Consider the following 12,503-nt stretch of genomic DNA (forward strand, 5'->3'; position numbering starts at 1 on the left):
AACATCATGAAGAGCCGTCAACTCGTGATCGACAGAAGGATGTTGATCATGAACTGGGCGGATTCCGGACTGCAGGGGGACAGTGCATGGCGCAGCTCGTGGTGCTGCTGCTGGTCGTGGCGGCACTGGCAGGCGCGGGCGGCACCGTCCTCGTCCGCCGCCGACAGGCCCATGACCCGGCGTCGGTGGCGACGGCGCTCAGCCGGGCCGCCGCCCAGCTCGCGGCCGGCAAGCCGCAGCGTGCCCGCCGCCGGTACGCCCGGCTGGCCAAGCGGCTGGCGGCGGCGCCCGAGGCGCTCCGGCCCCAGCGCGGCCTCGCCCTGCTCGGACAGGCCGAGGCGGCCACCGCGGCCGGGGACGCCGCGGCCACGTCCGCGCTGCACCGCGAGGCGTTCCCCCTGCTGTCCGACCCGGCCCGGCAGCTCCCCCGGTGGAGCCTGCGGCGGATGGCCGAGGAACGGATGCGGGCCCCGGACGGTGAACTCGGGCCGCTGCTCGCCTTCCTCCGGGCGATGGAACCGGCGGCGGCCGGGGCGGCCGGGACCGCCGACGGGACCGACCCGGTCACCGGCCGGGGCGTCACGCAGAACGGTGTGCAGGGCGGCGTGCAGACCGGCGTGCCCGACGCCGTTCCGGACACCGGGCGGGCGCTCGACCTGACGGCCGAGGCGGGCGCCGACGCCGCGACGGCCGCCCTGGCCCTGGACTGGCTGCAACGTCTCTGCCGGGAGGGCACACCCGAGTGGCGGGAGACGGCGACCGCCCAGGCGATGGCCGCCCTCCCGAACCGGGAGTGGCCGGTGCTGGCCCGCGCCGCGCTGCTGCGCGCACTGGCCGACCGGGCGGCCGAGACCGAACCGCTGCTCGCCGCCGCCGCCCCCGGTGGCAGCGGCGAACTCTGGTTCCGCTGGGGCACCCAGCTCTACGCCCTGCACCAGGACACCCCGGCCGTGGCCGCCCTCGACGAGGCGCTGCGACGCGGTCCGGGCGAGACCTCCCCGTGGTCCCGGGGCGCCGCCCTGCGTGCCGAGATCCTGCTCTTCCGCGGCCTCGCCCAGCAGCGGCTGGGCGACACCGGGGCGGCCTGGGCCGATCTCAACGCCGCCGCCACCGAGGCCCCCGCGGACCCCCGCCCCCGGTACGCGCTCGGGCGGCTCGCCCTGCTGCTCGGCGCCGACGACCGCGCCCAGGAACAGTTCGCCGCCGCGCTGGCCGCCCGGCCCTCGTTCGCCCCCGCCCGGCTCGGACTCGCCCTGGTGCACGAACGCGCCGGGCACCCGGCCGAGGCCGCCGTCGACTACCAGGCGGCGCTCGCCCTCACTCCCGGCTGGCGCCCCGCGCGGGTCAGGCTCGGCGCGGCGCTGCTCGCGGCCGGACGCACGGCGGAGGCGGAACCGCTGCTGCGCGCCGAGTCCGGGACGGACTCCCGCTGGGGACAGATCGCCGCCTTCCACCACGGCCTGGCCCTGGCCCGGACCGGCGACCCGGCCGGTGCGCTCGAACGCTGGGAGCCCCTGCGCGCGGCCGACCTGCTGGACCGGCTGGCGCTGCTGCGTGACCGGCTGGCCCGCGAGCGGCTCGCCACCGACCCGGTGGCGGCCCGCGAGCTGTGGCAGCGGGCCGCCGCGGACGACCCGGCCGCACCCGGCTACCCGGTGGCGCTGGCCGAGGCCGCGTTGCGCGAGGCCGCCCACCTGCTGGTCACCGGACGGGACCGGGCCGAGGACCGGGACCGGGCCGGCGCCGCGCTCGACCTGGCCGACTCGCTGCCGGTGGAGGCGCTCCCGGCGCCCCGGTCCGGCGGGGCCTCCCCCGAGGGGGCTTCCGTCGGCGGGGCGCCGCCGGCCGGACCGGCGACGCCCCGGACGGGCACGGTCGTGCTGGGCCCGCCTCCGGCGACGGGCCCGGCTCCGGGCTCCGGTCCGTCGGGACGGCCGGCCGAAGCGCCGCTGGTCCTCGGTCGGGTCCTGCCGCAGGCGGACCCGACCGGCGCGCCGGCCCCGGTCGGGGCGGCGGCGGGCGCCGGGCCCGCGACACCGGCGCCCGCGTTCACCCCCGCGCCCGGTGTCGCCCTGCTGCGGCGGAACCGGCTGCGGGCCGCGCTGGCCCTGGCCGAGGGCTCGGCCGAGCGGACGGGCGGCCTGCTGGAGGCCGCCGCCGCACCGCGCGACCGCTACCACCTGGCCGCCGTCGCCCTGCTGACGGGCCGCCCGGTCCAGACGATCGCCCTGCTCGCGCCGCTCGAACCCGACCCGGCCGGCGACCCGGGCGTCGCCCGGCTCCGGGCGCTGCTCGCCGAACGGGCCGGTAACTGGTCCGGTGCGCTGGAGTGGCACCGGCACTTCCTCTCGGCGCCCGCCGCCCCCGGCGCCCGGTCCGAGCCGGACACCCGGTCCGGCCCCGCCGTCCCCGCGGCCCGGTCCGCTGCCGCCTCCGGGACCGTACCCGGCCTCCGGTCCGCGTCCGCCACGGATCCCGACCCCGCGGGCCCGCCGTCCGGCACCTGCACCACCTGCGAAGCCCCCGCGACCGCCACCTGCGGCGGCTGCGGCCGGGAGGGCTGCGCCGCACACCTGCACCGGCCCGGCTCCGCCGCCTCGCCGCGGTGCGTCCACTGCGCGGCCCCCGCGCTGCGCGCGGTGCTGGACTGCGCCCGCCGGGCCGGACTCCCCGAACAGGCCGAGGACGTGCTCGCGGACTGGGCCGAGGCACTCGGCGACAGCCCCGCCGCCGCACCCGTCCGGTTCGACCTCGCGTTGCTGCGCGCCGAACTCGGGCTGCTGGACGCCGCCCTGGCCCAGCTCCCGGACACGGCCGGCCGGGAGCGCGCGGCCGTGCTGGTCCGCCGGGCGGCGGCCGCGCTGGAGGCGGGGGAGGCGGGCCGGGCCGCCGCGGACCTGCGCCGGGCGCTGGAGCCGGTACCGGACCACCCGCAGGCCGCCGCCGCCCTCGGCCTGCTGGCCGAGCACGAGGCCCGGCAGCACGCGGTGGACGGCCGGCACCGGGAGGCCTGGGAGGGCTACCGGGCGCTGCTGCTCAAGGATCCCGCCCACCCCCGGCTGCTCCACGCGCTGGGCCTGGCCGGCTACCGGCTCGCCGCTCCCGGCGCCGTGTCCGCGTCGGTGTCCGCGTCCGCGTCCGCGTCCGGGTCCACCACGGAGGGGGCGGGGAGCGCGGCCCCCGGCGCCGCCGCCCCGCTCGCCGACGAGCAGCTCTGGGCCTGGACCGTCGGCTGCCTGACCGCGGCCCTGCACCTGCCCGACCTCTGGGCGGAGGCCGCCCGGGTCACCGGCCGCCCGGCCGAGGAGCAGCGCGTCGCCGCCGCCCGGACCGCGCTCCTCGACCGGCTCCGTACGGACCTGCGCGAGCTGGACGTGACCCGCGGCCGGAGCGGCGACGAGCTGGACGCCTGGACCGTGCGCCTCGGTATGGAGACGCACTGCGCCGCCGCCTTCGCGGGGGAGGACGCGCGGATCACCCTGCCGGACCGCCCGCTCCGGCGCCTCGTGATCGGCCCCCTGCTCCACCGGGAACTCTGCGACGAGCCCGGGGTCCCTTTGTGGGAGCGGCAGTTCAACCGTGCGGTGCGGGCCTGGCGGGGTGAGGAGAACCACCCGCTCGGCCAGTCGCTCGGCCTGTTCGACGAGCTCGGCCCGCAGCGCTACCTGCTGCTCCAGGGACGCCAGTCCGCCGCCGTCAGCGCCCTGGACGCGATAGCCGGCGGCGATCGCGGCGAAGCCTGGCGCGACCTGCTGACCGAGGCACTGGTCGGCCAGGCCCGGGAGCACCACCGGCACCAGGAGTGGCGCGAGGCGCTGGACTGCCTGGCCCGGGTCCGGACCGTCCCGGGCGTCGATCTCCCCTCGGACGTCGCCGACATCGCCGCCGAGTCCGGCGTGCGCGCGGCCCGCGCCCTGCTCAAGGCCAGCGACGACGACCAGGAAGGGGCGGCGAAGCTGCTGGAACAGGCGCTGGAGCTGGCTCCGGACCACCCCGAGGTGCGCGGCGACCTCGGCGCGACCTACGCCCAGTGGGCCCGCAAGATCAACAACGAGAACAAGGACTACTTCCGCGCCCTGGCACTGCTCCGCAAGGGCATGGCCCTCGCCCCCGAGGACCCGACGGCCCGGCACTTCCTGGAGGCCGTGCTCGGCAACCGGGCCGGCGCCCTGACCGAGGCCGACGCCCCGGAGGCCGACCTGCTGGAGGCGGCCGAGCTCTGGAAGGAGCTGCACGCGCTCAACCCGGACGCCGACCACCTGCTCGGCTACGTCTTCGTGATGCGCCACCTGGCCCGTCACGCCGCGATGGCCGACAAGGCCGCCCTCGCCGTCAGCCGGATGACCGCGGCCCTGGAGGCCGATCCGGAGTGGACGGGTGAGACCGGGCACGAGTCGCGCCGCAGGGTCTCGGTGATGCTGGCCAACCACATGCTCGACGACATGACCGGCCGCCCGTTCTCCGAGCGCGCCGCGATCCTCCGCAAGGCGCGGTCGTTCGACGACTCCGTCGACATCCGCCAGCTGATGGTCGGGGTCTGGCGCAGCGAGGCGGCCGACCTGTTCGAGGCCACGCGCTACCTGGAGTCCACCAGACTGCTGGAGCAGGCGCTGGAGTTCTCCCCCTCGCAGGAGGAGACGGCGAAGCTCCACCGGGAGCTCGGCGTCGTGTACGGCAGCTACGCCGTCGCCCGGGCCAACCTGCGGGAGTTCCGGCAGGCCCGGGAGCTGGTCAAGACGGCCGTCCAGTACTGCCCCGACGACCGGGAGCTGAAGAAGCTCCAGAAGAAGATCAGCTCGCTCTACTGAGGCCACCACCCCCGCCGTCCGGTGGCCGGGGCCGCCCGGTCACCCGGGGCCCCGGCCGCCGGGGCGACCGGTCGGCGCGGCCCGGCCGTCAGACGCGGCCCGGCCGTCCGCCCGGAGGAGAGAAGGAGAGACGACCCTCGCCATGCCACTGCACGAACCGTCACCGTACGAGGTCCTGGGCGTCCCGCTCTCGGCCGGCGTGCGCGAGATCAACCTCGCCGTAGGGCCCGCCATGCGGGCCGGCCGCTTCAGCCGTCAGCAGATCCAGGAGGCCGCGGCGCAGCTCCGCAACCCGGACCGGCGGCTGGAACTCGACCTCCAACAACCGCTGCCGCCCGAGCCGGTGGACCAGGCGGCCGGCCTGCTGGCACCCGCGCTGAACGAACCCCTGCTGGTGATCGACCGGCCGCCGCTGCCGCCCGTCTCCTCGCTGCTCGTGCTGCACGGGGCCGAGCTGGCCGCGGACTTCGCCGAGCCCGCCCCGGCCGGGGTCGACCCCGAGCCCGCCGTCCCCGCCCGCTTCGCCGCCGACCTGTCGGTGCTGCCGCAGATCGAGATCCCGGAGTGAACCACGTGACGACGCCCGAGCCGCGCAAGCCGCTGGAGGTCCCGCAGCGGGCCCTGGAGGTCGACCTGCCCCAGGCCTTCGGCCAACTGCTCTTCCGGGCCTCGATGCTGCAGCGCCGCCGGGCCGAGGAGGCCCAGGCGGCCAAGGCCGCCCAGCGGGAGCTGATCGCAGCCCTGGTCGAGGTGGACGACGCGCTGGCGTCGCTGGGGCTGGACCGTGAACTGGTGCTCCTGGGCCGGGGCGGCGGCATCGAGGCCACCCGCCGCCGGCTGCTGGGCAAGCTCGCCAAGGCCGGGGTGCGGCCGATGCGGCTGGACGGGCTCGCGGCGGACCCGGCGCTGACCGAGATCGTGGGCAGCGAGCCGAGGCGCGGCGTGGAGCCGGAGACGGTGGTGGAGACCGTCGTCACCGGCTTCTTCTGGGGGGACGAGGTGCTGCGCCGGGCCCAGGTCGTGGTGGCCGCGCACGTGCCCGCGCCGGCGGAGCACGTGCCGTGGGAGCCGGGGCCGGGCTCCGGGCAGGGGCCCACGGCCGGTACCGGGGCCGGTACCGGCGTCGATGCGGACGCCGACACCGTGTACGTGCCGCAGCCTGCCGCCGGGACCGCCGGCGCCGACCCGCGCGCCGACCCGCGCGTCGCCGGACCCGCCGGACCCGCCGCCGCAACCGGCGCCGCCGCGGTCGAACCGCCGGCCGCCGAACGGACGTCTCCCGAACCGCCGGCCGCCCCCGAGCAGGCGAGGCGGACCAGGACCGGGAGCACCAGAGGCGGTCCGGCGGCCAACCGGCGCAAGCGGAAGAAGCGTTAGGAACACGAGGGGCAAGAGGGGAACGACATGTACCGCACACTCGGTATCGACTTGGGCACCACCAACTCCGTGGTGGCCCACCTGCGCCGCGGCGAGCCGGAGATCGTCTTCAACCGGCAGAACCAGGAGGCCACACCCTCCGTCGTCGGCCGCGGCCGCAAGGGGGAACTGCTGGTCGGTTCCACCGCCCGCAGCCGCCTCGCCCTCGACGGCGAGAACGTGATCCGTTCGGTCAAGCGCTTCATGGGGCGGAAGTTCAAGGACCCCCAGGTCCAGGCCGCCCTCGGCGAGCTGGACTACCGGGTCACCGCGGGCGCCGACGGCGACGTCAACGTCTGGTTCGACGGCCGTTCCTACACCCCGATCGAGATCTCCGCGATCATCCTGCACCGGCTCAAGGAGGACGCCGAGCAGCGGTTCGGCGAGCCCTTCCACCGGGCCGTCATCACCGTCCCCGCCTACTTCGGCGAGCGCCAGGTCGCGGCCACCCAGGAGGCGGGCCGGATGGCCGGCCTGCACGTGCTGCGGGTCATCAACGAACCCACGGCCGCCGCCCTCGCCTACGGGATCACGGCCGAGGCCGGGGTCGACGGCCGGACCGTCCTCGTCTACGACCTCGGCGGCGGCACCTTCGACATCTCGATCCTGCTGCTGGTGCCCGGCTCGGTGTCGGTCCTCGGCATCGAGGGCGACAACCTGCTCGGCGGCGACGACTTCGACCGCGCCATCACCACCGCGCTGCTGGAGGACATCAGGGCCGAGTACGGCTCCGACTACCAGCCCGACCTGCGGGACCGGCCCAAGATCGCGTCCACGGCGGAGACCGTCAAGATCGAACTGTCCCACCAGGAGGCCTCGGAGGTCATCCTGCCGGGCCTTGGCGCCGGTCAGCTGGTGCTGGAGACGGAGTTCGAACGGGCCCGCTTCGAGGAGCTGATCGAGGCCCAGATCGAGCGCACCATCGAACTGACCCACAAGGCCATCATGCAGGCCAACCTCACCGTCGGGGACATCGACGAGGTGCTGCTGGTCGGCGGCTCCACCTCGATCCCGCTGGTGGCGCGCCGGCTGGGCGAGGTGTTCGGGCCCCGGCGGGTCCGCCGCGGGGTCAACCCGATGCAGTGCGTGGCGCTCGGCGCGGCCGTACAGTCCGCGCTGGTCGGCGAGGTGGAGTGCCCGGAGTGCCGGGCCCCCGCGGACCTGGCAGCCTCGGCCTGCTCCAACTGCGCGACCTCGCTGCTGGGCGGCGACCGGGTCTCCTGCCCCGGCTGCCACGTCCCGGTGGACACCGCGGCCTCCGAGTGCCCCAAGTGCGGTCAGGCAATGGCGGGTTCGGCCGACGGTGCGGCCCCGCAGCCGTCCCGGGCCGCCACCGTCGTCCGGAGTGACAACTGCCCCCGCTGCGGCACCCCGGCGGCCCCCGGCGTCACCTCCTGCGAACTCTGCGGGGAGGCGCTGAACTCCGCCGCCCCGGGGAACACCCGGGTGGGCCCGTCCGCCGCCGAGGACATGGGCCTGCGCTGCGCCTCCTGCGGCATCGTCAACCCACCCGGCGTCGAGGTGTGTACGGGCTGCGGCGAGCTGATGCAGGTCACCAACCCCTTCGACATCACCCCGAAGAACCTCGGCATCGAGCTCAACGACGGCCGTCTCGCCGTCATCATCCCCAAGAACACCAGCTACCCGACGAGTTCGCCGGTCAGCCGGCAGTTCGTGGTCTCCGGCAGCGGGCGCCAGCGGCTGGAGGTCGCCGTCTACGAGGGCGAGCACGAGACCGCCCAGCGGAACGAGCTGATCGGGCACCTGACCCTGCGCCTGCCGGCCGGACTCGGTGGCCGTACCCCGATCGACGTCTCCTTCGGCCTCGACCGGGACCGCACCATCACCCTCTCGGTACGCATCCAGGGCGGCGGCGAGAAGACGGTCAAGCTGGAACGCGTCACCCTCGACCCGGAGTTGAAGGTTCAGGTGGAGGAGCAGCAGCGGCAGATCGAGAGCTTCACCGACCGCTGGGGCACCGAGCTCACCGAGGCCGAGATGCGCGACGCGCAGCGGCTGATGGACACCCTCGACGACCTGGCCGCCGGCCAGAGCCGTGGCCAGTCGGTGGACGAGGCTCTGGAGCGGGCCCAGCGCCAGCTCAAGGCCCAGCGCTGGGTGCGCGGTTCGGAGGCGTACCTGAGCCTGTTCCTGCACTACTGCGAGAAGCACCTCGATCCGAGCGACCTGGACCGGCTCCGTTCGGTGGCCGCGGAGCTGCGGCTGCGCCGGGAGGCGGCCGACTGGGAGGGCGCGATGGCCGCCGCCGCCCGCGCGGACGAGCTGTGCGACTCGCTCGGGCACACCTTCCGGATGCTCACCATGTGCAACGTCTACGTCAACCAGAACCTGGTCTCGCCGGCCCTGGCCCAGCGGATCATGGCGGAGCTGCGCGGCCTGGACTCGGCGGTCGAGTCGGCCAACATGGAGGCGGCGAACCGGCACACCTCGGCCCTGCTGCAGCTGTACGCGGAGGCGCAGCGCGAGATGGGCAGCGAGCCGACGGCCGAGTCGCTCGGCCCGGTCCGCCCGGAGGAGGCGGGGCCGCGATGAGCGAGGCATCCGTGGACGGGGGGCGTGCGGGCGGGGAGCGTGCGGGCGGGGCGCCGGTGGGTGACGCGTGGCCGGGTGAAGCCCCGCCCGGCGACGCGCCGGCGGACACGGTCGCGCCGATCGAGGTGCCCTGCCCGCAGTGCGCCGTCCCCGCCGATCCGGAGACCCTGCGCTGCCCCTCCTGCCGGGAGGACCTGGCGGCCCTGGTGAGGCTGCGGTACGCCGGGCGGATCGACTACAACGAGGCGCTGGAGCTGGCCCGGTCCGGCGACGGCCCCTCCGCGCTGGTGCTGCTGCGGCGGGCGCTGGCGGTGGAGCCGGACCTGTACCCGGCCCGCGAGTTGTTCACGGCCGTCTCGGCCCGGCTCGCGGCGGCCCGCCGTCCGGCGGACTGACGCTCCGGCAGCCCGCTTCCGAGTCCGTCCGGCCCGTGGCCCACCCCCTCGCGGAGGGGGTGGGCCACGGGTTTTTCCGCCGCCGTCCCGGTCCTGTTGCGGGTTCGCGGGAATTCGGGAATCAATTCCGAGTGGCGCCGGGGCGTTGTTTTCCGTGTTTCGTGAATTCCCTTTCGGTGCGACCGCGCGTGTGGTTAACCTGCTTGCAGGTCGAGTTTCTCGCAACGAATTCGGCGTTGCACATGACAGAAACCGTTCGAGGGGGTTCCGTGACCGCGAATATCTCCGTCCCGTCGTCGATCATCAAGCGACTGCTCAACACCGGCGTGGGCGAGGCCGTGTCCGCCTACTGCGACAACAAGGCCTGCCGGCAGGTGACCGACCAGGTCAGGATCAGCAACGCCAGGGCCTTCGGGGCCAAGCCCGGCACCTTCAGCGAGGTCGTCAACCGGATCGGCGCCGACTGGAATCCCATTTTCAACCTCATCGCCGGCCAGCCGACGATCTGCCGGAAGTGCGGTTCGGTCAACTGGGACTGACCCGTGAAAAGAACGCCGCGGCGGTCCGCCCCTCCGGGACCGGAGGAGGGGCGGACCGCCGCGGCGTTCGGCGGGGCGCGGCCGCGTCACCGAGGTGGTGTCACCGGGGTTCGCGCCACCGGGGCCGGGCCGCCGGGGTGGTGCTACCGCGCACGGGCCGCGGAGGCCGCCTTGCGCTGGTGGATCAGCAGGCCGACGAAGCCGGCCATGAACCCGCTGATCAGGCCGGACACGGCGTGGTTGACGGCGTTCGCCGTCTCGTCGTCCGGGGTGCCGACGATCAGGTAGTTGGCGGCCGCGCTCATCACCGCTCCGATCACGCCGCCGATGACACCGCTGACCAGGGAGGTCCGCACGACACCCGGTGTTCCGGCGTCGCGAATGTCGGTGTTGGTGGTGCTGGGCGCGGTCATGTCGGCCTCCTGGCACGGTCGCTGGGTACGGGCCCGTGGTGTCGGGCGCATGTGGGGCACAGTCTGTCAGGAACCTCCGTGAGCGGAACCCCCTGTTCCACCCGGTGAGAACGGAGGTGCCCGGCCGTGATCAGGTCGGCCGGGTCGGCGTGGCGTCGGCCGGAGCGGTCGCGCCGGCGGCGGTTCCGGGGCCGGCGGCCCGCCCGGCCGAGGTCCGGTCCCGGCGGGGCGGCAGCAGGTGACGGGCCAGGGCGAGGGCCGCGAGTACCGCGACGAGCGTGCACACGCCCGGCCAGCCCGCCCGGTCGTGCGCACGCAGCCCGAGCCAGGACCCGGCGCTGCCGCCCAGGTAAGCGCAGCTCATGTAGGCGGTGTTGAGCCTGCCCCGGGCGTCGGGATCGAGCGCGTACACCCGGGTCTTGTTGGCCACCATGCCCGACTGCATCGCCACGTCCAGCACCAGCGTGCCGACCACGAGGGCCGTCATACCCGCCGCGCCGCCCCACCCGCCCGCGGCGAGCACCCCGGCGGAGGCGAGGGTCCCGACCAGGCAGACCAGGTTCACCGGGTCCGGCCCCCGACGGTCCGCCAGGCGGCCGGCGAGCGGGGTGCAGACCATGGTCGCCGCACCGACCAGGGCGAGCAGGCCCACCGCCTGGGCGCCGAGCCCGTACGCCGGGCCGGTGAGCAGCAGCGGCAGGCACGTCCAGGCGGCCGAGAACCCCGCGAAGACCGTGGCCTGGTAGAAGCCCGAGCGGCGCAGCTCCGGTTCGGTGCGCAGCAGGCGCAGCGGTTCGGCCAGCAGCGCGGGGTACGGCCGGTGCGAGGCCGGCGGGGCGGCTCCGGCCGGCAGGACGCGGGCCAGGACGGCGGCGAGGAGCAGGACCACGGTGCCGGCCGCCAGGTACGGGGCGCGCCAGCCCAGCCACTCGCCGAGCGTCCCGCCGAAGGTGCGGGCCAGCAGCATGCCGCCGATCGACCCGCTCATCAGGGTGCCGACGACCGACCCGCGCCGGTCGGCGGGCACCAGTCCGGCCGCCATCGGCGAGATGATCTGCGCGGCCACCGTGGTGACGCCGATGACGGCGCTCAGGGCGACGAGTGCGGGGAGGACCGGTGCGCAGCCGGCGGCGAGCAGGGCGATGCCGGTGAGGCCGAGCAGGGTGACGAGGAGCGACCGGTTCGGGAGCCGGTCGCCGAGCGGGACCAGCAGGAAGATCCCGACCGTGTAACCGATCTGGGTGGCGGTCACCACGAGGGCGGCGGCGTCGGTCGGCTCGCCCAGGCCGTCGGCGACCAACGGGGTGATCGCCTGCGGGAAGTAGAGGGTGCCCACGCCGACGGCGCAGGTCAGCGACAGGAGCAGGAGAAGCCGGCGGCTCACCTCAAACCACCGCCCCGAGAGGGGCGTTGAGGCGCTGCGTCCGGGTTGCCAGGTGTGTCATACCCGAAGTGCACGGCATCCCCGCGCCGCCGCCAACCGATGTGGCGTGGGGCTCAATGATCAGCTTCGGGTTGGGCGTCGAGGATCTCGGGGACACCCGTTCGCGCTCTCGACCCTGCACGAGACCGTGCTCAGCCTCCGGGTCCTGCGCGAGCCGGGGCCCTCCGCGCTGCACTTGCCGTGGCGGCGGGCCGTCCTCGGCCGCCTCGGCGTGCTCGACCCGTCTGCTGCTCTCCCCGGTCGCCGTGCGGCGCACCGTGCCGGACGAGGCGCCGACGCTCGCCTACCCGAGCCGGGGCGTGGCGACGCTCTGGCTCCGGCCGCCGGCCCCGGACTCCGCCGCGCCGGTGGCGCTCCTCGGCGCGCCCAAGGCCCGGCTGCTCGGCCTCCTGGACGAGCACCTGCCCACCGTCGAGATCGCGCGCCGCCCCCCGGGTCACCCCGAGCGCCCGCACCTCCGCGTCCTGCACGCCACGGGCCTGCTGACCCGTGCCCGCGACGGCCGCCAGGTGCTCTACCGCCGCAGCGTGCTGGGTGACGGGTTGACCGGCGCGGCAGGCGAGGCGGATGAGGCGCGGACGGGTGCGGCGGGGTTGGCGGGCGTGGCCGAGTCGCGGAACGGGAAGACGCGGCCGGGAGCGTGAGGCGTTTGTGCCGCGGTCTGGGAGTATCGCCGGCACCGTGCGAGTACGAAGGTGGGAAGACATGATCGGTCTGGTGCTGCTGGGGATCCTGGTGGTGGTCGTCGGCGGGTGCGTGTGCGTGGTGTGGGCGGAGCGCGGCGGGCCTCGCTGGGCGCGTCGGGTGGCCGCCGTGACGCTCGGCGCCGGCGAGTTGGTGCGCCGGTCCGGGCGGAACCGGCGGCGGGGCGGGAGGGGGATCACGGCCGACCGGGGCGGTGACGGAGGCGACGGGGAGTGACCCGGCCGCCGGGC

10 protein-coding genes are annotated in these 12,503 nt (G+C 75.7%); 8 read left to right on the forward strand and 2 right to left on the reverse strand.

Features of this window, described 5'->3' with window-relative positions:
- The first annotated feature begins 86 nt into the window (after positions 1–86).
- From PUR61_RS08490 to PUR61_RS08515, 6 genes are all read left to right on the forward strand, one after another.
- A complete protein-coding gene (locus PUR61_RS08490) occupies positions 87–4,808 on the forward strand; it encodes a hypothetical protein (RefSeq protein ID WP_329877348.1) in 4,722 nt (1,573 codons plus the stop codon).
- Between the two features lie 142 nt (positions 4,809–4,950).
- The gene (locus PUR61_RS08495; protein ID WP_329877350.1) at positions 4,951–5,376 is read left to right on the forward strand and encodes a hypothetical protein; all 426 of its coding nucleotides are present in this window, start codon (positions 4,951–4,953) and stop codon (positions 5,374–5,376) included.
- A 5-nt stretch (positions 5,377–5,381) separates the two neighbouring features.
- Positions 5,382–6,185 (forward strand): nucleotide exchange factor GrpE, encoded by an 804-nt coding sequence (locus PUR61_RS08500; protein ID WP_329877352.1) that lies wholly within the window; start codon positions 5,382–5,384, stop codon positions 6,183–6,185.
- Between the two features lie 27 nt (positions 6,186–6,212).
- Positions 6,213–8,777 carry an Hsp70 family protein gene (locus PUR61_RS08505; RefSeq protein ID WP_329877354.1) on the forward strand — a complete coding sequence of 855 codons (2,565 nt, stop codon included), beginning with the start codon at positions 6,213–6,215 and terminating at the stop codon, positions 8,775–8,777.
- Positions 8,774–9,172: a hypothetical protein gene (locus tag PUR61_RS08510; protein WP_329877356.1), complete on the forward strand. Its 399-nt coding sequence runs from the start codon at positions 8,774–8,776 to the stop codon at positions 9,170–9,172. The genes PUR61_RS08505 and PUR61_RS08510 overlap by 4 nt, the downstream gene beginning before the upstream one ends.
- 269 nt (positions 9,173–9,441) lie before the next feature.
- The gene (locus tag PUR61_RS08515; protein ID WP_329877358.1) at positions 9,442–9,711 is read left to right on the forward strand and encodes a hypothetical protein; all 270 of its coding nucleotides are present in this window, start codon (positions 9,442–9,444) and stop codon (positions 9,709–9,711) included.
- 143 nt (positions 9,712–9,854) lie between these two features.
- Here PUR61_RS08515 and PUR61_RS08520 read toward each other — a convergent pair whose 3' ends face one another.
- Positions 9,855–10,124: a hypothetical protein gene (locus PUR61_RS08520; protein ID WP_329877360.1), complete on the reverse strand. Its 270-nt coding sequence runs from the start codon at positions 10,122–10,124 to the stop codon at positions 9,855–9,857.
- A gap of 130 nt (positions 10,125–10,254) precedes the next feature.
- Positions 10,255–11,508, reverse strand: coding sequence for an MFS transporter (locus PUR61_RS08525; RefSeq protein WP_329877362.1), 1,254 nt, complete (start codon positions 11,506–11,508; stop codon positions 10,255–10,257).
- A 305-nt stretch (positions 11,509–11,813) separates the two neighbouring features.
- On the opposite strand from PUR61_RS08525, the gene PUR61_RS08530 reads away from it, so the two are divergent.
- Together PUR61_RS08530 and PUR61_RS08535 are read left to right on the forward strand one after the other, a co-directional pair.
- Positions 11,814–12,212, forward strand: a complete 399-nt coding sequence (locus PUR61_RS08530) for a hypothetical protein (protein ID WP_329877364.1) — start codon at positions 11,814–11,816, stop codon at positions 12,210–12,212.
- A gap of 61 nt (positions 12,213–12,273) precedes the next feature.
- Positions 12,274–12,489 (forward strand): hypothetical protein, encoded by a 216-nt coding sequence (locus PUR61_RS08535; RefSeq protein WP_329877366.1) that lies wholly within the window; start codon positions 12,274–12,276, stop codon positions 12,487–12,489.
- Positions 12,490–12,503: the final 14 nt, after the last annotated feature.

It is taken from the genome of Streptomyces sp. BE20 (genome assembly GCF_036322525.1).
Taxonomy (GTDB): Bacteria; Actinomycetota; Actinomycetes; order Streptomycetales; family Streptomycetaceae; genus Kitasatospora.

Bases quoted from the DNA above. Each gene is read 5' to 3' on its own strand.
- PUR61_RS08495 (WP_329877350.1), top strand. From the start codon at position 4,951: ATGCCACTGCACGAACCGTCACCGTACGAGGTCCTGGGCGTCCCGCTC.
- PUR61_RS08520 (WP_329877360.1), bottom strand. From the start codon at position 10,124: ATGACCGCGCCCAGCACCACCAACACCGACATTCGCGACGCCGGAACA.
- PUR61_RS08490 (WP_329877348.1), top strand. From the start codon at position 87: ATGGCGCAGCTCGTGGTGCTGCTGCTGGTCGTGGCGGCACTGGCAGGC.
- PUR61_RS08510 (WP_329877356.1), top strand. From the start codon at position 8,774: ATGAGCGAGGCATCCGTGGACGGGGGGCGTGCGGGCGGGGAGCGTGCG.
- PUR61_RS08505 (WP_329877354.1), top strand. From the start codon at position 6,213: ATGTACCGCACACTCGGTATCGACTTGGGCACCACCAACTCCGTGGTG.
- PUR61_RS08535 (WP_329877366.1), top strand. From the start codon at position 12,274: ATGATCGGTCTGGTGCTGCTGGGGATCCTGGTGGTGGTCGTCGGCGGG.